This is a genomic window from Streptococcus infantis, assembly GCF_047463615.1.
Lineage (GTDB): Bacteria > Bacillota > Bacilli > Lactobacillales > Streptococcaceae > Streptococcus > Streptococcus infantis_X.
This window is the reverse complement of record NZ_JASHDO010000002.1, coordinates 76,716-98,836: the sequence shown is the minus strand read 5'-3', so window position 1 is coordinate 98,836 and position 22,121 is coordinate 76,716. Positions and strand designations below refer to the sequence as shown.

The window sequence follows — 22,121 nt, the reverse complement described above, 5'->3', positions numbered from 1 at the left end:
TCAAAGGGGGATTTGATTTCCACCCCCCTTGAACAAATTTTTTATTCACCAAATTTTTGTTTGATTGTTTCTTTGATCAATGTTACAGCATCGTTAGCAGCTGTTTTAGCATCTTTTTGACCACTTACAGTTTCAAAGAGCATTGTTTTAGCTGGGTCCCAAACTGCAGACATTTGAGAGATGTTTGGCATTGGTTGAGCATTCTTGAACTGTTTGATAACAGCTGTTGTCAACTCATCGTTTTTACCTTCTGCATAAGTGCGAGCTTCAGTGTTAGCTGGGATTTCGTTAGTTGCATCGTAGAAGGCTTTTTGTTGGTCAGTTGAAACAAGGAAGTCTACAAATTTTTGAGCGCCTTCAAGGTTTTTAGTGCTTGATGGGATGATCCAAGCTTTACCACCACCGAATGCTGCATATTCTTTTCCGTTTGGAAGAGTTGGGATAGTAGCAACACCGTAGTTTACTTTAGCATCTTTGAAGGCTTGAGCTTTCCAAGGCCCATCAATGATAGCAGCTGTTTTACCTTCTTGGAATTGAGTTTGAATTAGGTTTCCAGCTCCTTCAGTATCTTGCATACCTTTAGGCCATTTTTCGTACCAAGATTTAGCGTAGTTGATACCTGTGATAGCTCCATCGTTTGCAAGACCGATATCTTTAGGATCTTTACCGTTTTGACCGAATACGTATCCGCCGTTACCAGCAAGAAGTCCGTATGCATAGTAGAAGTTTGTCCAGTCAGCTAGGAAGGCAGTAGTTTTTCCATCTTCTCCAGCGAATGCGTATTTGCTATCTTTAGCAAGGTTTTCCAAGTCAGCAAATGTTTTTGGAGCATCTTTCACCAAGTCTTTGTTGTAGTACATAACAAGTGACTCGATAACGGCAGGGGCACCGTAAACTTTACCGTCAGCAGCTGTTACAAGAGATTTAGTAGTATCATCTGTTTTAGCTCCGTCGCTCAATTTCACTTCTGAAAGTTGTCCGTCAGTACCAAGGCTACCTACACGGTCGTATGGAGCCATCATAACGTCAGCAGCTTTACCAGATTGGTTGTCAAGAGAAAGATTGTCAAGACCACCCATCTGGTCTCCAGTTTTGATAGTAACTTTTACGCCAGCTTCTTTTTCATAAGCTTTTGCAGCTGTTTCAGCGAAAGCTTTGTATTGGTCCTCAACGTAAAGAGTGATTTCTTTCGCTTCAGATGAACCAGAATCAGCTGCTTTATCAGCAGTTTTGCTTCCGCAAGCTACCAAAAGCAAGCTAGCAAGAGTAGCAGTACCAAGTACAGCTGCGCTCTTCATGAATTTTGTTGACATAGTGTATTCCTCCTAAAGAATAACAAATTTTAATTTTGAGGAAACGCAAACGTTTTCCCTTATGATCTTAGTATAGCACAAACAGAAAACGGTTGCAAGCGTTTTTTTGAAAAAAATTTAAAAAGCTTGTGACTAGCTAATTCTCAAAATTATTTATATAATAGAAGAAAAAGATGTAATCGTGTAAATTTCGATTCAAAAATAATTGAAGGGAAACGATTGCATGATTTAGAGGAAATTTATAGGAGATGAAAAAATAAGAATATAGTATTTTTAAAAAGCTATAAAAGCAAATAATTTGAAAAAGTTTTTTTACAAACGCTTGCATTTATTTTAGAAATGGGTTATACTTTAGTTAGCGCAAACGTTTGCGCGTATAAAAATGAAATATTTAACTATAAACACTTGAGGTGCTAATATGAAAAAACGTCAAAGTGGTGTGTTGATGCACATCTCATCACTTCCAGGAGCTTACGGAATCGGATCATTTGGTCAAAGCGCCTATGATTTCGTTGACTTCTTGGTTCGCACTAAGCAACGCTACTGGCAAATCCTTCCATTGGGAACAACAAGCTATGGTGACTCACCTTACCAATCATTCTCAGCTTTTGCAGGTAATACTCACTTTATCGATCTTGATATCTTGGTTGAGCAAGGTCTCTTGGAAGCAAGTGATCTTGAAGGCGTGGACTTTGGTAGTAACCCAACTGAAGTTGACTACGCTAAAATCTACTATGCACGTCGTCCACTTCTAGAGAAAGCTGTCAAACGTTTCCTTGAAGTCGGAGATGTCAAAGACTTCGAAAAATTTGCTCAAGAAAATCAATCATGGCTTGAACTATTTGCAGAGTACATGGCTATCAAGGAGCATTTTGATAATCTTGCTTGGACAGAATGGCCAGATGCAGATGCTCGTGCTCGTAAAGCTTCAACTCTTGAAAGCTACCGTGAGAAATTAGCTGACAAGCTTGTTTACCACCGCGTAACCCAATACCTTTTCTTCCAACAATGGTTGAAATTGAAAGCATACGCTAACGAAAACCACATCGAGATTGTCGGTGATATGCCAATCTATGTAGCGGAAGATTCAAGCGATATGTGGGCTAATCCACATCTCTTTAAAACAGATGAAAACGGGAAAGCGACTTGCATCGCAGGTTGCCCACCAGATGAATTCTCTGCTACTGGTCAGCTCTGGGGTAACCCAATCTATGACTGGGAAGCTATGGACAAAGATGGCTACAAATGGTGGATTGAACGCTTGCGTGAAAGCTTCAAAATCTACGATATCGTTCGTATCGACCACTTCCGTGGATTTGAATCTTACTGGGAAATCCCAGCTGGTTCTGAAACAGCAGCACCTGGTAAATGGGTGAAAGGTCCAGACTACAAACTCTTTGCGGCGGTTAAAGAAGAACTTGGTGATTTGAATATCATCGCTGAGGACCTTGGCTTTATGACTGACGAAGTTATCGAATTGCGTGAACGTACTGGCTTCCCAGGAATGAAGATTCTCCAATTTGCCTTCAACCCAGAAGACGAAAGTATCGATAGCCCACACTTGGCACCTGCTAACTCAGTTATGTACACAGGAACACACGATAACAACACAGTCCTTGGTTGGTACCGTAACGAGATTGATGATGCAACTCGTGAGTACATGGCTCGCTATACTAACCGTAAAGAATACGAAACAGTGCCACACGCTATGCTTCGTACAGTCTTTTCATCAGTTAGCTTCATGGCAATTGCAACTATGCAAGATTTGCTAGAGTTGGATGGTTCAGCTCGTATGAACTTCCCATCTACTCTTGGTGGAAACTGGTCATGGCGTATGACAGAGGAACAATTGACTCCTGCTGTCGAAGAAACTTTGCTTGACTTGACTACAATTTATCGCCGTATCAATGAAAATTTGGTAGAATTAAAGAAATAAGACATTATCAGGAGACATAAAAATGTTACCATTAAAAGAATTTGTACAAAATCGTTACAATAAATCTATCGCAGAATGTAGCAATGAGGAGCTTTACCTTGCTCTTCTTAACTACAGCAAACTTGCAAGCAGCCAAAAACCAGTGAACACTGGTAAGAAAAAAGTTTACTACATCTCAGCTGAGTTCTTGATTGGTAAACTCTTGTCAAACAACTTGATTAACCTTGGTCTTTATGACGAAGTTAAAAAAGAACTTGCTGACGCAGGTAAAGAGTTGATCGAAATCGAAGAAGTAGAATTGGAACCATCACTTGGTAATGGTGGTTTGGGACGTTTGGCAGCCTGCTTTATCGACTCAATCGCTACACTTGGATTGAACGGTGACGGTGTTGGTTTGAACTACCACTTTGGTCTTTTCCAACAAGTGCTTAAAAACAACCAACAAGAAACTATTCCTAACGCTTGGTTGACTGACCAAAACTGGTTGGTTCGCTCAAGCCGTAGCTACCAAGTGCCATTTGCACACTTTACATTGACATCTACTCTTTACGATATCGATGTACCTGGTTACAAAACTGCTACGAAAAACCGCTTGCGTTTGTTTGACTTGGATTCAGTTGATTCATCTATCATTGAAGATGGCATTAACTTTGATAAGACAGACATCGCTCACAACTTGACTCTTTTCCTTTACCCAGACGATAGCGACAAACAAGGTGAATTGCTCCGTATCTTCCAACAATACTTCATGGTTTCAAACGGTGCACAATTGATCATCGATGAAGCAATCGAAAAAGGAAGCAACTTGCATGACCTTGCTGACTACGCAGTTGTACAAATCAACGATACTCACCCATCAATGGTGATTCCTGAATTGATCCGTCTTTTGACTGAACGTGGTATCGAACTTGATGAAGCAATCTCTATCGTTCGTAGCATGACTGCTTACACAAACCATACAATCCTTGCTGAAGCCCTTGAAAAATGGCCTCTTGAATTCTTGGAAGAAGTGGTTCCTCACTTGGTACCAATCATCAAAGAATTGGACCGTCGTGTTAAAGCAGAATACAAAGATCCAGCTGTTCAAATCATTGATGAAAACGATCGTGTACACATGGCCCACATGGATATCCACTATGGATACAGCGTAAACGGGGTTGCCGCTCTTCACACTGAAATCTTGAAGAACTCAGAGTTGAAAGCTTTCTACGATATCTACCCAGAAAAATTCAACAACAAAACAAACGGTATTACTTTCCGTCGTTGGCTTATGCATGCGAACCCAAGCTTGTCTCACTACTTGGATGAGATTCTTGGCCACGAATGGCACCATGAAGCTTCTAAATTGGAAGACCTTCTTTCATACGAAGACAAGGCTGCTGTCAAAGAAAAATTGGAAAGCATCAAATCTCACAACAAACGTAAATTGGCTCGTCACTTGAAAGAGCACCAAGGTGTGGAAATCAATACAAACTCTATCTTTGACATCCAAATCAAACGTCTTCACGAGTACAAACGTCAACAAATGAACGCTTTGTATGTGATCCACAAATACCTTGACATCAAGGCTGGTAACATCCCTGCTCGTCCAATCACAGTCTTCTTTGGTGGTAAAGCAGCTCCTGCCTACACAATTGCTCAAGATATCATCCACTTGATCCTTTGCATGTCAGAAGTTATTGCTAACGATCCAGCAGTGGCTCCACACTTGCAAGTAGTGATGGTTGAAAACTACAACGTTACTGCAGCAAGCTTCCTTATCCCAGCATGTGATATCTCAGAACAAATCTCACTTGCTTCTAAAGAAGCTTCAGGTACTGGTAACATGAAATTCATGTTGAACGGAGCTTTGACTCTTGGTACTATGGACGGTGCTAACGTGGAAATCGCTGAGTTGGTTGGAGACGAAAACATCTACATCTTCGGTGAAGATTCAGAAACTGTTATCGACCTTTACGCAAAATCAGCTTACAAATCAAGCGAATTCTACGCTCGTAAAGCGATCAAACCATTGGTTGACTTTATCGTTAGCGATGCAGTTCTTGCAGTTGGTAAGAAAGAACGCTTGGAACGTCTTTATAACGAATTAATCAACAAAGACTGGTTCATGACTCTTCTTGACTTGGAAGACTACATCAAAGTGAAAGAGCAAATGTTGGCTGACTACGAAGACCGTGACGCATGGTTGGACAAAGTTATCGTTAACATTTCTAAAGCAGGATTCTTCTCATCTGACCGTACAATCGCTCAGTACAACGAAGATATCTGGCACTTGAACTAAGATATACAATTTAATAGTTATTACACTATCTAGCAAAAAAGCGAGTTTCAATTGAAATTCGCTTTTTTTAATGTTGTGGATTTGAGGTTGACTGGTCTCAAAAGAAAAAATAATTTGTCAATAATTTCTAGACTTAAAAATCAGACCTAGAGGACACTAAGAAGGCTGGTTTTACTACCTTTAAACCTGAGGTTCTTCTTAGATGCTACCTCAAATTTCTTGTATTCGTTTACATACAGTATTATAATAGTATTGTAATAAAGAAAGAGGGTGTTTTTATGTGGAAAAAATATTTTTCAAAATATAAATGGACTGATTTATTTTGGATTCTTCTTGTAATTTGGTCATGCCTTTATACGGGTAATAGTTCTTCGTTTCCACTGACTCATCAAGAAATCTCTTTTCATGGATGTTGTTATGGGGCATCACTTGCCTTATATCACTTGCTATTTATTGATAAATTTGTCATTTCAAATCGAAAATAAATGGAGAGGTCAAAATTTTTTATACTTTTCGGAAAGACAGTGAAAAATCGCGATTTAAACCCGCATCTCAAGAAGAGGTGCGGGTTTTGTATTATTTCAAAAATTTATTTACAGTGCTTTCCCAACTAGAATCTCTGCTTCGATAGTAATCTCTGTCAGTTGGCTCCAATCAATCTTGCTTTGGTTAACGTGAAAGAGTAGGGGTGTCATGCTGAGTAAGGCTTGCCTTTGCTCTGCTGTGATAGACTTGGTCAGAGAAGCTATCTGACTAGATTGGATGCTGAAGTGTTCTTGGAAGTGTTTTTTGATATCTTGGTTTGAATAATCCTTCTTTGTCAGCTGGTCTTGTACCTTCTGACGGATTTCCTTGAGGTGATTTTTAGTTGGAATAACCTTTATCAAGATACCGTCTTTGGATAAAACGCGACGAAATTCTCCGTAATTGGCAGGGGAAAAGAGATCAAGTAAGATATCCATACTGGCATCTTGCAGAGGAAGGCGAGAAAGGTCCCCAACGAACCAATTGACTGCCCAGTTGGGTTCACTCTTGGCAGCGATTTGGACGGAATCTTTGGAAATATCAAAGGCATAGAAGGTTTTGTCAGGATGACTTTCTTGGAGTTTGCGAGAATAGAATCCTTCGCCACAACCGATATCTAAAATTGTTTTGGCATTTTTTGAGTTTGAAAGTAAATCAGAGACGGCCTCTAAAATAGCTTGATAAAAGCCAGCTTCTAGGATTCGTTGACGGTTTTGAAAATTTTCCTTGTCGTAATTAGCGGATTGCTTGATTTGAGGGGCTAGATTGACATAGCCGAATTTTGCCAGGTCAAAAGAATGCCGATTCTCACATTTAAGACTAGATTCTACCAAGGTCAGATTTTCTCGACAGATAGGACAGGCAAAGGCAGTCGCAGAAGCGAAGCGCTGGAGTTTAGGTTTGAGGTTTGTATTCATAGTTTAAGTGTATCAAAAGAGGCAAATGAAAGCAACTTTAGGAATAAGTAGATGGGAGATTCAGTAGAAATAAAACTAATTCTCCAATTTATAGAATAAAATTGCTTTTATATCTAAATTGCTATATAATAATGATAAGGAGGAAATAAGTATGTTAAAAGAAGTATTAAGCGTTGCAAAAGTTGCGAAAAAATCATCACTCTTTTTGGGTGGTGTCGCATTTGGTACCCTTGGTTTGAAAATCTTAGCAAGTAAGGAAGCTAAAAAAGGTTATTCTAAAGCTTTGGCTAAGGCTTACAAGTTGAAAGACGGGCTAGATGCATCTGTTTCTGTCGTGAAGCAACATGGAGACGATGTCTTGCAAGATGCTAAATATTTGTACGAGCAAGAGAAAAAAGAAGAGCAATTAGATAGCCTTATAGGAGAATAATATGTCTTTTAAAGTGCTACATAGAGGATACCAACATATCCGACTATCATCTTCTTTTTCACTCACCTTGGATATTCAAGACTATCTTCGTTCCTTGGCGAGAGATGAAAAGGGGATTGAGTCTATCCAGTTTTACATGGATCAACAGCACTTTACTCTACGTATAAAAGAAGGCTTTTCTGTATTAGATAATGCAGAAGCCTTTTTAAAAAGAATTGATAAAGGGAAAGTTTCTGAGTTGATGACTCTTCCCATTCGTAGAGAAGAGAGTGCTTATTCTATTGTTTCAGGTGCAGCGATTAAGCGTATACTTTTTCGTAGTTTTGTGCCGTATCCTATTCGCTATATATGGACTTGTTATCAGGCCTTTGGCTATATTAGAGAAGCCTATCAAACACTAGCGCGTAAGGAACTAACAATGGAAGTCTTGGACTGTTCGGCGATTTTATTGTCCTTGTTTATGAACCAATCCAAGACGGCTAGCAATATCATGTTTATGCTTGATTTGGGGAATCATTTAGATCAGTGGTCCTTGAAAAAAACTGCAACAGATTTAGAACAGAGTCTTCTTGCAAAAGAGAGCGATGTATTCCTAGTACAGGGCGATACGGTTGTTAGTATCAAGAGTTCCGATGTTCAAATAGGAGACGTCTTGGTCCTATCTCAAGGAAATGAAATTCTGTTTGATGGACAAGTAGTTTCAGGTTTAGGTATGGTCAATGAAAGTTCCTTGACGGGAGAGAGTTTTCCAGTTGAAAAAAGAGAGTCTGATTTGGTTTGTGCAAATACAGTATTAGAAACTGGAGAGTTACGCATTCGTGTAACCGATAATCAGATGAACAGCCGGATTTTACAACTGATTGAGTTGATGAAGAAATCTGAAGAAAACAAGAAAACGAAACAACGCTATTTCATCAAAATGGCGGACAAGGTCGTCAAATATAATTTCTTGGGGGCTGGGCTGACTTACCTATTGACAGGTTCTTTTTCGAAGGCTATTTCTTTCCTATTGGTCGATTTCTCCTGCGCTTTGAAAATCTCTACTCCTGTAGCTTATTTGACAGCTATCAAGGAAGGGTTGAATCGTGAAATGGTGATTAAGGATGGGGATGTTCTGGAGAAATATCTGGAAGTTGATACTTTCTTGTTTGATAAGACGGGAACAATCACAACTAGTTATCCTATAGTTGAAAAGGTGTTACCTTTTGGGAACTATAGTGAGGAAGATATTCTCAGAATCAGTGCCTGTCTTGAGGAACACATTTATCATCCTATTGCTAATGCTATCGTCAAGCAAGCTGAGATAGAGGGAATTGAACATGAGGAAATGCATGGGAAACTCCAATATATCGCAAGCAAGGGGATCAAATCTCATATAGATGGCCAACCAGTTCTTATTGGGAATTATGTCTTGATGCAGGATGAGCAGATTCATATCAGTTCAGAACAAAATGCTTTAATTGAAGAGTACAAGAGTCACTACAATCTCTTATTCTTGGCTTATCAGAATGAATTGATTGGAATGTTCTGTATTCATACTCCTTTGAGAAAAGAAGCAAAAGCAGCCTTGGAGAAACTTAAGGCACAAGGGAAAAAATTGATTCTGGCAACAGGGGACACCTTGGTTAGAACAGAGGAATTAGTCAAAGATTTGCCCTTTGATCAGGTCTATACAGACTTGAAACCTGATGGAAAATTTGAGTTAGTAGAGGAACTGCAGAAAGCAGGTCACACTATTTTGATGGTTGGAGATGGCTTGAATGACTCAGCTGCTCTAACCCTATCAGATATCGGTGTGGTGATGAATGAGAGTGCAGATATTTCTAAGCAGATGAGTGATATCTTATTGTTAGATAATCGTTTGGATTTCTTCCAAGAGTTGGATTCGCTATCATCATCTTTGCAAACACTCATCAAGAAGAATATTCAAGATACCGTTGTCGTAAATAGTAGTTTGATTGGCTTTGGCTTATTTAATTGGCTCAGTCCTTCAAATCTCTCTATCTTACATAATCTAACAACCTTGCGCATTGTACTGCGTAGCCTGTCTATTAAGGGATAGGTGGGGGACTATTCACAGCAAAAAGGAGTTACCTTTCTCGAGGGTAACTCCTTTGTTTATAGGTAAATGTTTAACAATTTAGTAAGTCAATACAAAGTATTTCTTCTTACCGCGGCGGATAACAGTGAGTTCGTTCTCTAATTTATCGTTATCCCCTAAGACATAGTCAAGGTCTTGGATACGGTCGCCGTTGACGTAGATAGCTCCATTTTGTACGTCTTCACGGGCTTGGCGTTTTGAGTTAACCACGCCAGAAGATACAAGAAGTTCAACGATGTTGTGATTTTCATCTGCTTGTACTTGATAGTTTGGTACACCACGAAGTCCTTGTTTAAGCTCTTTGACAGAAAGGTTTTTGATGTTTCCTGCAAAGAGTTGCTCAGTGATGTTGAGAGCTTCTTTGTAGGCTTCTTCTCCGTGGACAAGTGTTACGACTTCACGAGCGAGGACTTTTTGAGCCAAGCGTTCGTGTGGTGCTGCTTCAAACTGTTTACGGATCTCTTCAATCTCATCCAGTGACAAGAAGGTAAAAATCTTCAAGAAGCGAACAGCATCAGCGTCCATAACATTCATCCAGAATTGGTACATTTCGTATGGAGAAGTCTTTTCAGGGTTGAGCCAAACAGCGTTCCCTTCAGATTTACCAAATTTCTTACCAGTTGCGTCTGTAATGAGTGGGACAGTGATGACGTGACCAGTCTTGTCAGCCTTACGACGAAGTAATTCTGTACCAGCAGTCATATTTCCCCATTGGTCAGAACCACCGATTTGGAGGGTTACATTGTGCTCTTGGTTAAGAACGAAGAAGTCGTACCCTTGCATGATTTGGTAGGCAAACTCAGTGTAAGAAATCCCTGTTTCAATTCGTTTTTTAACAGACTCCTTGCTCATCATGTAGTTGACAGTGAAGTATTTTCCGATATCACGGAGGAAGTCAATGAAGCTGATGCTGCCAAACCAGTCGTAGTTGTTGACCATGACAGCTTTATTTTCACCATTTTCAAAATCAAGAAAGCGAGAAAGTTGTCCTTGGATAGACTTGACCCAGCCATCTACTGTGTCTTTTGTTTGGAGACTACGCTCAGCATCTTTGAAGGACGGATCTCCGATGAGACCAGTAGCACCGCCGACGAGCGCATAAGGTTTGTGACCTGCTAACTGCAAACGACGACTTGTCAAGATAGCGACAAGGTGGCCTAGGTGAAGGCTGTCAGCAGTTGGATCGTAGCCAGTATAATAAGAAACTTGACCTTCTTCTAGGGCTTTACGCAAAGCTTCTTCATCAGTCGTTTGAAAAATCAAACCACGCTCTTTTAGCTCATCAAAAATGTGCATGTGTCTTTTCTCCTTTTTAAAATATTGTTTCTACCTATTGTACCACAAACTTAGCAAATAACCTAGTAAAATCGGGAAGAAAGTTGCTACTTGGACTTTTTTGGAAACGAGTGAAATATGGTATAATAGCACTAGCTTATACTCAATGAAAATCAAAGAGCAAACTAGGAAACTAGCCGCAGGTTGCTCAAAACACCGTTTTGAGGTTGTGGATAGAACTGACGAAGTCAGTAACACATATACGGCAAGGCGAGACTGACGTGGTTTGAAGAGATTTTTGAAGAGTATTATTTTCAGAGAAATAGATAAAAATAGTTAAGAAAGGGGCTGAAAGATGTCTCATATTATTGAATTGCCAGAAGTCTTGGCCAATCAGATCGCAGCAGGAGAAGTCATCGAACGTCCTGCTAGTGTAGTCAAGGAGCTAGTTGAAAACGCCATTGATGCTGGCTCTAGCCAGATTATCGTTGAGATTGAAGAAGCTGGTCTTAAGAAAATCCAAATTACCGATAATGGGCACGGGATTGCCCACGATGAAGTCGAGTTGGCTCTCCGTCGTCATGCGACCAGTAAGATTAAGAATCAAGCGGATCTTTTTCGGATTCGGACCCTCGGTTTTCGTGGTGAAGCTCTGCCCTCTATCGCATCTGTCAGTGTTTTGACTTTGTTGACAGCGGTGGATGGTGCCAGTCACGGGACCAAGTTAGTGGCTCGTGGGGGAGAAGTTGAGGAAATCATTCCAGCGACCAGTCCTGTGGGGACTAAGGTTTGTGTGGAGGATCTCTTTTTCAATACACCGGCTCGTCTCAAGTATATGAAGAGCCAGCAGGCAGAGTTGTCTCATATCATTGATATTGTCAATCGTCTGGGGCTAGCCCATCCTGAGATTTCTTTTAGCCTGATTAGTGATGGCAAGGAAATGACACGAACAGCTGGTACGGGTCAACTGCGTCAAGCCATTGCTGGAATTTATGGTTTAGCCAGTGCTAAAAAAATGGTTGAGATTGAGAATGCTGACCTAGACTTTGAAATTTCAGGCTTTGTCTCATTGCCGGAATTGACACGGGCTAATCGTAACTACATCAGCCTTTTTATCAATGGCCGTTATATCAAAAACTTCTTGCTCAATCGTGCCATTTTAGATGGATACGGTAGCAAGCTCATGGTGGGGCGTTTTCCGCTGGCTGTTATTCACATCCATATTGATCCTTATCTAGCAGATGTCAATGTGCATCCAACCAAGCAAGAGGTGCGGATTTCCAAGGAAAGAGAACTAATGGCGCTGGTTTCAGAAGCTATTGCAAAGAGTCTCAAGGAACAGACCTTGATTCCAGATGCCTTGGAAAATCTGGCAAAATCTACTGTTCGCAATCGTGAAAAAGTAGAGCAAACGACTTTGCCACTGAGAGAAAATACGCTCTACTATGAAAAAAACAAACCGACAAGACCGACACAAGCAGAGGTGGCAGACCATCAGGTGAACCTTAATGAAGAGAAACAGGATTTGAATCTGTTTGCTAAGGAAACCTTGGACCAGCTGACCAAGCCAGCTAAACTGCATTTTGCAGAGAGAAAGCCTGCTAGCTATGACCAACTGGACCATCCAGAGTTAGATCTAGCTAGTTTGGATAAGGCTTATGATAAGTTGGAGCGGGAAGAATCTTCAAGCTTCCCAGAGTTGGAATTTTTCGGTCAGATGCATGGAACCTATCTCTTTGCCCAAGGTCGAGATGGGCTCTACATCATAGATCAGCACGCGGCTCAGGAACGGGTTAAGTATGAGGAGTACCGTGAGAGCATTGGCAATGTTGACCAGAGCCAGCAGCAACTCCTAGTGCCCTATATCTTTGAATTTCCTGCGGATGATGCCCTTCGTCTCAAGGAAAGAATGTCTCTTTTAGAGGAAGTTGGTGTCTTTCTAGCAGAGTACGGGGAGAATCAATTCATCCTACGCGAACATCCCATTTGGATGGCAGAGGAGGAAATTGAGTCTGGAATCTATGAGATGTGCGACATGCTCCTCTTGACCAAGGAAGTTTCAATCAAGAAATACCGAGCAGAGCTAGCAATTATGATGTCCTGCAAGCGTTCCATCAAGGCCAACCATCGTATCGATGATCACTCAGCCAGACAGCTCCTCTATCAGCTCTCTAAATGCGACAACCCCTACAACTGTCCGCACGGACGCCCTGTTTTGGTCCACTTTACCAAGTCAGATATGGAAAAGATGTTCCGTCGCATTCAAGAAAATCACACCAGCCTACGAGAACTAGGCAAATACTAATACTCTTCGAAAATCTCTTTAAACTGCGTCAGCCTTACCTTGTCTAACTTAAGTTATGCCTACGGTTAGCTTCCTAGTTTACTCTTTGATTTTCATTGAGTATAAATTGAAGGAAAAATTATGTACGAATATCTAAAAGGTATTATTACCAAAATCACTGCCAAATATATCGTTCTTGAAACCAACGGTATCGGTTATATCTTGCATGTAGCCAATCCCTATGCTTACTCAGGCCAGGTCAATCAAGAGACACAAATCTATGTGCACCAAGTTGTCCGTGAGGACGCGCATCTGCTCTACGGCTTTCGCACAGAAGATGAGAAGAAGCTCTTTCTCAGTCTGATTTCGGTCTCAGGTATTGGACCTGTATCAGCTCTTGCTATTATTGCTGCTGATGACAATGCTGGTTTGGTTCAAGCCATCGAGACTAAGAACATCACCTACTTGACCAAGTTCCCTAAAATTGGTAAGAAAACAGCCCAACAGATGGTGCTGGACTTGGAAGGCAAGGTAGTCGTGGCTAGTGATGACCTTCCTGCCAAGGTGGCAGTGCAAACCAGCGCTGAAAACCAAGAACTGGAAGAAGCTATGGAAGCCATGTTGGCATTGGGCTACAAGGCAGCAGAGCTCAAGAAAATTAAGAAATTCTTTGAAGGAACGACAGATACAGCAGAGAATTATATCAAGTCGGCCCTTAAGATGTTGGTGAAATAGGAGATTTCTATGCCAAAACGCTGTGGCTGGGTTAAAATGAACAACCCTCTGTATGTAGCCTACCACGATGAGGAATGGGGTCAACCCCTACATGACGACCGAGCGCTTTTTGAGTTGCTTTGTATGGAAACTTATCAGGCTGGACTATCTTGGGAAACAGTGCTCAACAAACGACAAGCTTTCCGAGAAGCCTTTTATGGCTATCAAATTCAAGCAGTCGCAGAGATGACTGACACCGAATTGGAAGCTTTGCTGGATAATCCAGCCATCATCCGAAATAGAGCTAAGATTTTTGCGACACGTGCCAACTCCCAAGCCTTTCTACGACTACAGGAAGATTATGGTTCTTTTGATGCCTATCTCTGGTCTTTTGTTGAGGGGAAAACTGTCGTTAACGATGTTCCTAATTATCGCCAAGCCCCAGCTAAAACACCTTTGTCTGAGAAATTAGCCAAAGATCTCAAAAAACGAGGCTTTAAGTTCACTGGGCCAGTTGCTGTCTTGTCTTTTCTACAAGCTGCAGGTTTGGTTGATGACCACGAGAATGATTGTGAATGGAAAAGCGGTAAGTAGTGAGTACAGATAGCGAAAGTATTTGAGAATATTGAAAAAGCTGAGAAATTCATCTCAGCTTTCTTTGTTATAGTCAAAGCGAATGACTTGATCCGTTGCATCTACATACGCGTGGACTCCAAAGGGAATAATTGCTCTTGGTGTGGCATGGCCAACGTTTAGATTATAGACAATCGGGATAGTGCTATCAATGATGTCCATTAAAGCCTCCTTATAGTCGTCATAGAAGGTTTCATCCATAGGTTTTCCGACCAAGAGTCCACTGATGACTTCAAATATCCCAGTGTTCTTTAAAGTCCGCAACATCTTTTTGAATTCTTCAGGTTCAGGCTTTTCTTCGCTTGTTTCTAGCAAGAGGATTTTTCCTTCCCAGTCTGACAAGTCAGGGAAAAGTTTGTATTTTTGGCAGAGGTCTGTGCTATCTGCATATCGAGAGTTGTCAAAGATATCGTAGAGGGATTCGAGGCAACCGCCGAGGATTTCCCCCTCGAACTGTGCAGTTCCTTGTAACAAGTCAAAACCTGTATTTGTATGGCTGACACGAGGTGTTCCCAGAGCCTTGGGACTAAAATCAGTCCGTTCCTCATACCAAAGGTCGCTAGGGCGGATTTCTGAGATTTTTCCAGTCTCAATCAATTCTTTAAAGTAGTGGAGGCTATATGGCAACATTTCTTTGTCTAACTCACAAATATCTGCTAGAAATGATTGGCCGTAAAAAGTCTTGATTCCCAGTTTATGCAACATGAGATGGTTCATGGTTGTATCCGAGAAGCCAAGAAACATTTTTTGATTGATAACCTTTTGTAGTTGGTCATTTTCAAAAAGATAAGGCAATAAACGATAGGTATCGTCTCCACCGATGGCGCATAAGATCATGTCGATGCTTTCATCAGAAAATGCCTGCATCAAATCCTCCGCACGAGCTTCAGGATGTTCTTTGATAAAGTCTAAGCCTTTTAGCGAATGGGGCAAAAAGATAGGACTGAGTCCTAGGTCCTTGAGACGTTGGATACCCAAGTCCACTTCGTGTTTTACAAAGTCCTCTCCGATAATGCCACTAGACAAGCTCACAATACCAATAGTAGAAACCATATCTTATCCTCCGAGAAATAGATTGAGCTTATTTTATCACAAAAGATGAGGGAAAACAACAAGAATTAGAGCCAGAAGAAGGCTTTTTATAGTAGTTGCATTCTTATAGAGCAGTAAGGAAGGTCAGTCCGCCAAGGATAACCCCAGCCGAGTTTGGAATGATTAGAATCCAGTCTTTCTTAGGTTCTTTTGTCCATCCATAAATGACCCAGATTAAGCAAGAGACTGCTGCTGATAAAGGTTGGAATGGTTGAGCTTTATTTCCTTGTAAATTGGCAAAAATTTGGGGGATGTAGGCTATAAATACAATAATCCCGATAAAGGCACCAATTGAACCGACAATTTGATTAATTCTCTGTTTAGTCATATATATTTCTCCTTATTACTTTATTATCATAACAGAAAAACAACTTGAATTCAAGGATAAAACCTAGGGATTTTAAGGGGAGCCGTTACATTAGAACGTTTTTAGAAAATGTAGCTACTTTTCTTTGGAGAATCAAAAAATGCTTTGGAGCCATAATAAAAGTAGTCTGTCTGTAAAACACACTACTTTTTTTGTTTATCTTAATATCTAGCTGGTCCAGCACTTGCGCTCTTGATGTTGAAACGTTTTTTGAGGTAGAAACGTAGGGCAAGAAGTGCTCCTCCAATCACCAACAAAACAAGTGGTGGGAGACTAATATTGATGGCTTGTGGAAGGAAGTTACTCAAGAAGAGGATGAGAACCCAGGCAAACATGGTTGCCAACATAACTAAAAGTGATTTCCAGAATGGAGGGCGTTGGCTACGGTCAGTATCTGGTCCGTAGTAGCGGTAAATGAAGTGGTAGAGAAGATAGAAGGCAACTCCACCAAAGGCTCCTACACTGATAAGTGTTACCAATCCGTAGGCCACAGGTTGGTTTGAGAAGAAGCTCATCAAGGCGCTAACTACTGCAAATAATCCTGTGATGAAAAGGGCTGAATCCAACATCATCAATTTTGGATCGTCGTTTTCTTTTGGATGTTCTTTTTCGTATTGCTCTTTTTCGCTGAAACTATGAGCCCAGTGAGTTGGTGCTCCGTAGATAGAACGAGCTGTCACTCCTTTTGGTTGCTCCTCAAGGATATGAGGAATGACTTCTTCAAGGATAGCCTTGATTTCGGCATCGGTTTTCCCGTCCTTGAGAAATTGCTGGGTTGCAATATGGATAAATTCCTGGTTTTTCTTTGTTAATTCTTTTAAATCAATCTGTGACATAATAACTCCTGTTTAGAACCATTTTTTATGGATGAGGTAAAGAGTGAGAGAAACACTCATAGCAAAGGCGATAAAGACGATGAGCCAGAAAGCATGCGGTTCTCCGTTTAAAGGGATTTCATTGTCCTTAAAGTTCATTCCGTAAGCTGAGAAAATCATAGTCGGGATAGACATAACGATGGTCACGAGGGCCAAGGTTTTCATGATATTGTTCTGGTTGTTTGAAATGATAGAGGCAAAGGTCTCTGTCATAGAGTGAAGGACGTTTCCATAGATATCCGCCATCTCGATGGCCTGTTGCGTTTCAATCAAGGTATCTTCAAGTAAGTCTTCGTCTTCAAGGTATTTCTTAATATTGCTAGTTGCGCTTGTCAATTTTTTAATCACGCGCTCATTTGTCTTGAGAGAGGCCTTGAAGTAGACGATGGTCTTTTCCAACTCCATGAGTTCAATCAATTCTTCATTTCGAGTAGATTTGTGAAGTTGGGTTTCGATTTGCTCACTCTTACGTTCAATTGAACGAAGGGCTGTCAGATAAATTTCAGCGTTGCGGTAGAGGATTTGAAAGATAAAGCGCGAACGCATAAAGGTATAGAAATTCCGAAGTCTCCGATTGATAAAGACATCTAGAAGTGGGAGAGGCTCCAAACAAGTGGTAATGATAGCCTCCTCTGTGATGATAATCCCCAAGGGGATAGTTACATAGTAGATACGGTTATTTCTCTCCTCGGTAATGGGAACGTCTACGATAATCAGAGTGTATTCATCTTCAATGGTAATACGAGACATTTCTTCCGCATCGAGTGGTGCACGGAGGTCAGCGATATCAATATCAAAGGCAGAAGCGATTTCCATCGATTCGCTTTGTGTAGGATTGACGAGATTGATCCAAGTGCCCGGCTGGAGCGTATCGATCTCTTTAAATTCTGTTGTTGTTGAGAGAAAGACTTGTTTCATATCCCCTATCCTTTCCTAATCTATTCTGTGTTTAAGTGATTTTTAGCACCGTACTATTATACTACAAATTCGGCTTTTTTGGTAATAGAATTTCACTTTTTTTGGTATAATGGAAAGCAACAATGGACTAGAAAGAAGTAACATGCAAGATAAGATTGTCATCCATGGGGCACGCGCCCATAATTTAAAAAATATCGACGTGGAAATTCCACGTGACAAGCTAGTTGTGGTGACAGGGCTGTCGGGTTCGGGCAAGTCGAGTCTTGCCTTTGATACCCTGTATGCAGAAGGGCAACGCCGCTATGTAGAGAGTCTATCAGCCTACGCTCGTCAGTTTTTGGGCAATATGGAAAAACCAGATGTGGACTCTATCGATGGTCTCAGCCCTGCCATTTCTATTGACCAGAAAACGACTAGTAAAAACCCTCGCTCAACGGTTGGAACTACGACGGAAATCAACGACTACCTACGTCTCCTCTATGCTCGTGTAGGAACACCCTACTGTATCAATGGACATGGGGCTATTAAGGCTTCGTCTGTAGAGCAGATTGTCGACAAGGTTTTGGAATTACCAGAGCGCCAGCGTCTGCAGATTTTGGCTCCTGTTATTCGTAAGAAAAAAGGGCAACATAAGACGCTGATTGAAAAGATTCAAAAGGATGGTTATGTCCGTGTCCGTGTCGATGGGGTTGTATACGATGTGACCGAAGTTCCTGAACTTGAAAAGAATAAACAACACAACATCGATGTGGTGGTAGACCGTATTATCATCAAGGAAGGTATCCGTAGTCGTCTCTTTGATTCCATCGAAGCAGCCCTTCGTATCGCAGAAGGTTATGTGGTTATCGATACTATGGATGATTCGGAGTTACTCTTTTCAGAACACTATGCTTGTCCAGTTTGCGGCTTTACAGTTCCGGAACTAGAACCTCGTCTCTTCTCCTTCAATGCTCCGTTTGGTTCTTGTAGTGAGTGTGATGGTTTGGGGATCAAGCTAGAGGTTGATATGGACTTAGTCGTACCAGATGCTAGCAAGACCCTTCGTGAGGGAGCATTAGCACCTTGGAACCCTATCTCTTCTAACTATTATCCAAATATGCTAGAACAAGCTATGACAGCCTTCGGAGTGGACATGGATACTCCTTTTGAAGCTTTGTCAGAGGAGGATAAGAATCTCATTTTCTATGGTTCAGATGGTAAAGAGTTCCATTTCCACTATGAAAATGAATTCGGCGGAGTTCGCGACATCGACATTCCTTTTGAAGGTGTTATAGGGAATATCAAGCGTCGCTATCATGAAACCAATAGCGACTACACCCGCACACAGATGCGTCTTTATATGAATGAGCTAACTTGTGGTACTTGTCACGGTTATCGTCTTAATGACCAGGCCTTATCTGTTCGTGTAGGAGGAGAGAAAGGACCTCATATCGGAGAAATTTCAGACCTCTCTATCGCGGACCATTTGGGGTTGATCGGTGGCTTAAGTCTATCTGAAAATGAAGCTATCATTGCTCGTCCTATTCTTAAGGAAATCAAGGATCGCTTGACCTTCCTCAATAATGTCGGTCTTAACTATTTAACGTTATCCCGTTCTGCAGGAACATTATCAGGTGGGGAGAGCCAACGTATTCGCTTGGCAACCCAGATTGGTTCCAATCTCTCAGGAGTCCTCTATATCTTAGATGAGCCGTCAATTGGTCTTCACCAGAGGGACAATGATCGCCTGATCGCCAGTCTGAAAAAAATGCGCGATTTGGGGAATACCTTGATTGTAGTGGAGCACGATGAAGATACCATGCGAGAGGCTGATTATCTGATCGACGTCGGTCCTGGTGCAGGGGTCTTTGGTGGTGAGATTGTCGCTGCAGGAACACCCAAACAGGTGGCTCGTAACAGCAAGTCTATCACAGGTCAGTACTTATCAGGGAAACGTGCGATTCCAGTGCCGTCAGAACGCCGCGTTGGAAACGGTCGCTTCATTGAGGTGACTGGAGCGCGTGAAAACAACCTACAAAATATCACTGCTCGTTTCCCATTAGGGAAATTTATCGCAGTGACGGGTGTGTCAGGTTCTGGGAAATCAACCTTGATTAACAGCATCCTCAAAAAAGCCATTGCTCAAAAGCTTAATCGCAATTCAGATAAACCTGGAAAGTTTAAGACTATCTCAGGGATTGAGCATATCGATCGTCTGATAGACATTGACCAGAGTCCAATTGGACGAACACCGAGGTCTAACCCTGCTACCTATACAGGTGTATTTGACGATATTCGTGACCTCTTCGCTCAGACAAATGAAGCCAAGATTCGTGGTTATAAGAAGGGTCGTTTCAGTTTCAATGTTAAGGGTGGTCGCTGTGAGGCCTGCTCAGGTGACGGGATTATCAAGATTGAGATGCACTTCTTGCCGGATGTTTACGTGGCTTGTGAAGTCTGCCACGGAACCCGCTACAACAGTGAAACCCTAGAAGTTCATTATAAGGAAAAGAATATCTCGCAAGTTTTAGATATGACCGTCAACGATGCGGTAGAATTCTTCAAACATATTCCGAAAATTCAACGCAAACTCCAAACGATCAAGGATGTAGGTCTAGGTTATGTGACCTTGGGACAACCAGCTACGACACTTTCTGGTGGAGAAGCTCAACGTATGAAGTTGGCTAGCGAGCTCCACAAGCGCTCGACAGGTAAATCCTTCTACATTCTAGATGAACCGACAACTGGTCTTCATACCGAGGATATCGCGCGTCTACTGAAGGTCTTGTCTCGCTTTGTAGATGATGGTAATACAGTTCTCGTGATTGAGCACAATCTAGATGTCATCAAAACAGCAGACCATATTATCGACTTAGGGCCAGAAGGTGGTGTCGGTGGTGGTACCATCATTGCAACAGGAACTCCAGAAGAAGTAGCTGCTAATGAAGCTAGCTATACAGGACAGTATTTGAAAGGAAAGTTACATCATGAATAAACGTGTGCAAGCATTTCTCGATAAAATGCAAGAAAAAGAACTAGATGGAATCATTATCAATAACCTTAAAAATGTCTACTATTTGACAGGATTTTGGGGTTCAAATGGTACGGTCTTTATCAGTCGTGACCGTCAGGTCTTGGTGACAGATGCCCGCTATATTATCGCTGCTAAGCAAGAAGTAACTGGTTTTGAGATTTTTGCAGAACGTGACGAGTTGGCTACTATTGCAAAAATTACAAAAGATACGGGTCTTTCTCGTATCGGGTTTGAAGATGAAATCTCGGTTTCTTATTACCACCGCATGCAAGCCGCTTTTGAAGGTTTGGAATTAATTCCTCAGACACAGTTTGTTGAAGCGCTTCGCATGATTAAGGATGAAACAGAGATTGCGACTATTCGTAAGGCTTGTTCCATTTCTGACCAAGCTTTCCACGATGCCCTTGACTTTATCAAGCCAGGTAAGACAGAAATTGAAATTGCCAACTTCCTGGACTTCCGTATGCGTGAATTAGGCGCTGCTGGTTTGTCTTTTGATACGATTCTAGCGAGTGGAATCAACTCTTCTAAACCCCATGCCCACCCAATGCACAAGCCAGTAGAACTAGGTGAAGCAATCACTATGGATTTTGGGTGCCTTTATGAACACTATGTCAGTGATATGACACGTACTATCTATCTAGGTCATGTCAGTGATGAACAAGCAGAAATCTACAACACTGTTTTGAAAGCTAACCAGGCTCTAATTGACCAAGCTAAGGCTGGCTTAGGTTTCCGTGACTTTGACAAAATCCCTCGTGATATCATTGTGGAAGCAGGCTATGGACAATACTTTACACACGGTATCGGACACGGTATCGGACTTGATATCCACGAAGAGCCATACTTTAGCCAAACTTCTACAGAAGTTATTAAATCGGGTATGGTCTTGACTGATGAGCCTGGTATTTATATTGAAGGTAAATACGGAGTTCGTATTGAAGATGATATCTTGATTACAGATACCGGTTGTGAGTTATTAACCCTTGCTCCAAAAGAATTAATCGTAATCTAAGAAAAATGAGATAAATCGTTGACTTTTACTAGTTAATGGTTTATACTGAAAGGCGAAAACGGTAGGTGAGGCTACCATAGGGATACGGATGACTACCGCAAAGCAGTGGAGACACTACTCGTTGGTCAACAGTCCTGGTCGCGAAGGTCAAGACTAAGCTCATTACATCGCCCTATGGAGTTAAAGCTTGAACGAAAACAGATCATAAGTTTTTTAGTCCTGCCATTTTATGGCAGGATTTTCTGCTGTTTTTAAAACAAAGAAAGGAGATAAACGATGCAAATTGACGATCATCCAGAACCGCACATACACAGCCAATCGCTGATTTGTGTCGTTCTGTCCCTATAAAGTGATTGGTCTCTGTGTATGATACTCTTCGAAAATCAAATTCAAACCACGTCAACGTCGCCTTGCCGTACTCAAGTACAGCCT

17 protein-coding genes and 1 riboswitch are annotated in these 22,121 nt (G+C 41.4%); of the genes, 10 read left to right on the top strand and 7 right to left on the bottom strand.

Annotated elements, in window-relative coordinates; all coding sequences use genetic code 11:
- Positions 1-41: 41 nt before the first annotated feature.
- Positions 42-1,313, bottom strand: a complete 1,272-nt coding sequence (locus QM874_RS03760; RefSeq protein WP_414316267.1) for an extracellular solute-binding protein — start codon at positions 1,311-1,313, stop codon at positions 42-44.
- 418 nt (positions 1,314-1,731) lie between these two features.
- Here QM874_RS03760 and malQ point away from each other — a divergent pair, with 418 nt between their 5' ends.
- The 3 genes from malQ (at position 1,732) to QM874_RS03745 (ending at position 6,015) form a co-directional block, all read left to right on the top strand.
- The gene (gene malQ, locus QM874_RS03755) at positions 1,732-3,249 is read left to right on the top strand and encodes a 4-alpha-glucanotransferase (RefSeq protein ID WP_414316266.1); all 1,518 of its coding nucleotides are present in this window, start codon (positions 1,732-1,734) and stop codon (positions 3,247-3,249) included.
- A gap of 22 nt (positions 3,250-3,271) precedes the next feature.
- Entirely contained in the window at positions 3,272-5,530 is a 2,259-nt protein-coding gene (gene glgP / locus QM874_RS03750; protein WP_414316265.1) for a glycogen/starch/alpha-glucan family phosphorylase, read from the top strand.
- 278 nt (positions 5,531-5,808) lie between these two features.
- The gene (locus tag QM874_RS03745; RefSeq protein WP_317627985.1) at positions 5,809-6,015 is read left to right on the top strand and encodes a hypothetical protein; all 207 of its coding nucleotides are present in this window, start codon (positions 5,809-5,811) and stop codon (positions 6,013-6,015) included.
- A gap of 108 nt (positions 6,016-6,123) precedes the next feature.
- On the opposite strand, the gene QM874_RS03740 is transcribed toward QM874_RS03745, so the two are convergent.
- Positions 6,124-6,972 (bottom strand): putative RNA methyltransferase, encoded by an 849-nt coding sequence (locus tag QM874_RS03740; RefSeq protein ID WP_075232330.1) that lies wholly within the window; start codon positions 6,970-6,972, stop codon positions 6,124-6,126.
- A 151-nt stretch (positions 6,973-7,123) separates the two neighbouring features.
- Between QM874_RS03740 and QM874_RS03735 the strand changes: the two genes are divergently transcribed.
- A complete protein-coding gene (locus QM874_RS03735) occupies positions 7,124-7,402 on the top strand; it encodes a DUF6110 family protein (RefSeq protein ID WP_000910904.1) in 279 nt (92 codons plus the stop codon).
- 1 nt (position 7,403) lies between these two features.
- On the top strand, positions 7,404-9,464 hold the full coding sequence (locus tag QM874_RS03730; RefSeq protein ID WP_075232331.1) for a heavy metal translocating P-type ATPase: 2,061 nt from the start codon (positions 7,404-7,406) through the stop codon (positions 9,462-9,464).
- Positions 9,465-9,542: 78 nt separating this feature from the next.
- Here the strand turns inward: QM874_RS03730 and tyrS are convergent, their stop codons facing one another.
- Positions 9,543-10,799, bottom strand: coding sequence for a tyrosine--tRNA ligase (gene tyrS / locus QM874_RS03725; protein WP_075232332.1), 1,257 nt, complete (start codon positions 10,797-10,799; stop codon positions 9,543-9,545).
- Positions 10,800-11,133: 334 nt separating this feature from the next.
- Here tyrS and mutL point away from each other — a divergent pair, with 334 nt between their 5' ends.
- The 3 genes from mutL to QM874_RS03710 all read left to right on the top strand — a co-directional run bounded on the left by mutL (position 11,134) and on the right by QM874_RS03710 (position 14,370).
- Positions 11,134-13,083 carry a DNA mismatch repair endonuclease MutL gene (gene mutL, locus QM874_RS03720; protein WP_414316264.1) on the top strand — a complete coding sequence of 650 codons (1,950 nt, stop codon included), beginning with the start codon at positions 11,134-11,136 and terminating at the stop codon, positions 13,081-13,083.
- 120 nt (positions 13,084-13,203) lie between these two features.
- Positions 13,204-13,797 carry a Holliday junction branch migration protein RuvA gene (gene ruvA, locus QM874_RS03715; RefSeq protein ID WP_414316263.1) on the top strand — a complete coding sequence of 198 codons (594 nt, stop codon included), beginning with the start codon at positions 13,204-13,206 and terminating at the stop codon, positions 13,795-13,797.
- Positions 13,798-13,806: 9 nt separating this feature from the next.
- Positions 13,807-14,370, top strand: a complete 564-nt coding sequence (locus tag QM874_RS03710) for a DNA-3-methyladenine glycosylase I (RefSeq protein WP_254724675.1) — start codon at positions 13,807-13,809, stop codon at positions 14,368-14,370.
- 54 nt (positions 14,371-14,424) lie between these two features.
- Here QM874_RS03710 and QM874_RS03705 read toward each other — a convergent pair whose 3' ends face one another.
- The 4 genes from QM874_RS03705 to QM874_RS03690 all read right to left on the bottom strand — a co-directional run bounded on the left by QM874_RS03705 (position 14,425) and on the right by QM874_RS03690 (position 17,661).
- Positions 14,425-15,462, bottom strand: coding sequence for a S66 family peptidase (locus QM874_RS03705; RefSeq protein WP_414316262.1), 1,038 nt, complete (start codon positions 15,460-15,462; stop codon positions 14,425-14,427).
- Positions 15,463-15,565: 103 nt separating this feature from the next.
- Positions 15,566-15,829 carry a SemiSWEET family transporter gene (locus QM874_RS03700; RefSeq protein WP_004250486.1) on the bottom strand — a complete coding sequence of 88 codons (264 nt, stop codon included), beginning with the start codon at positions 15,827-15,829 and terminating at the stop codon, positions 15,566-15,568.
- Positions 15,830-16,029: 200 nt separating this feature from the next.
- Positions 16,030-16,704 (bottom strand): DUF1129 domain-containing protein, encoded by a 675-nt coding sequence (locus tag QM874_RS03695; RefSeq protein WP_016466360.1) that lies wholly within the window; start codon positions 16,702-16,704, stop codon positions 16,030-16,032.
- Between the two features lie 12 nt (positions 16,705-16,716).
- A complete protein-coding gene (locus tag QM874_RS03690) occupies positions 16,717-17,661 on the bottom strand; it encodes a magnesium transporter CorA family protein (protein WP_036758156.1) in 945 nt (314 codons plus the stop codon).
- Positions 17,662-17,803: 142 nt separating this feature from the next.
- On the opposite strand from QM874_RS03690, the gene uvrA reads away from it, so the two are divergent.
- Positions 17,804-20,635 (top strand): excinuclease ABC subunit UvrA, encoded by a 2,832-nt coding sequence (uvrA, locus tag QM874_RS03685; protein WP_414316261.1) that lies wholly within the window; start codon positions 17,804-17,806, stop codon positions 20,633-20,635.
- Positions 20,628-21,689, top strand: a complete 1,062-nt coding sequence (locus QM874_RS03680; RefSeq protein ID WP_414316260.1) for a M24 family metallopeptidase — start codon at positions 20,628-20,630, stop codon at positions 21,687-21,689. The genes uvrA and QM874_RS03680 overlap by 8 nt, the downstream gene beginning before the upstream one ends.
- Positions 21,690-21,742: 53 nt before the next feature.
- A riboswitch (M-box (ykoK) riboswitch) is annotated at positions 21,743-21,896 on the top strand.
- The last annotated feature ends 225 nt before the right edge of the window (positions 21,897-22,121 follow it).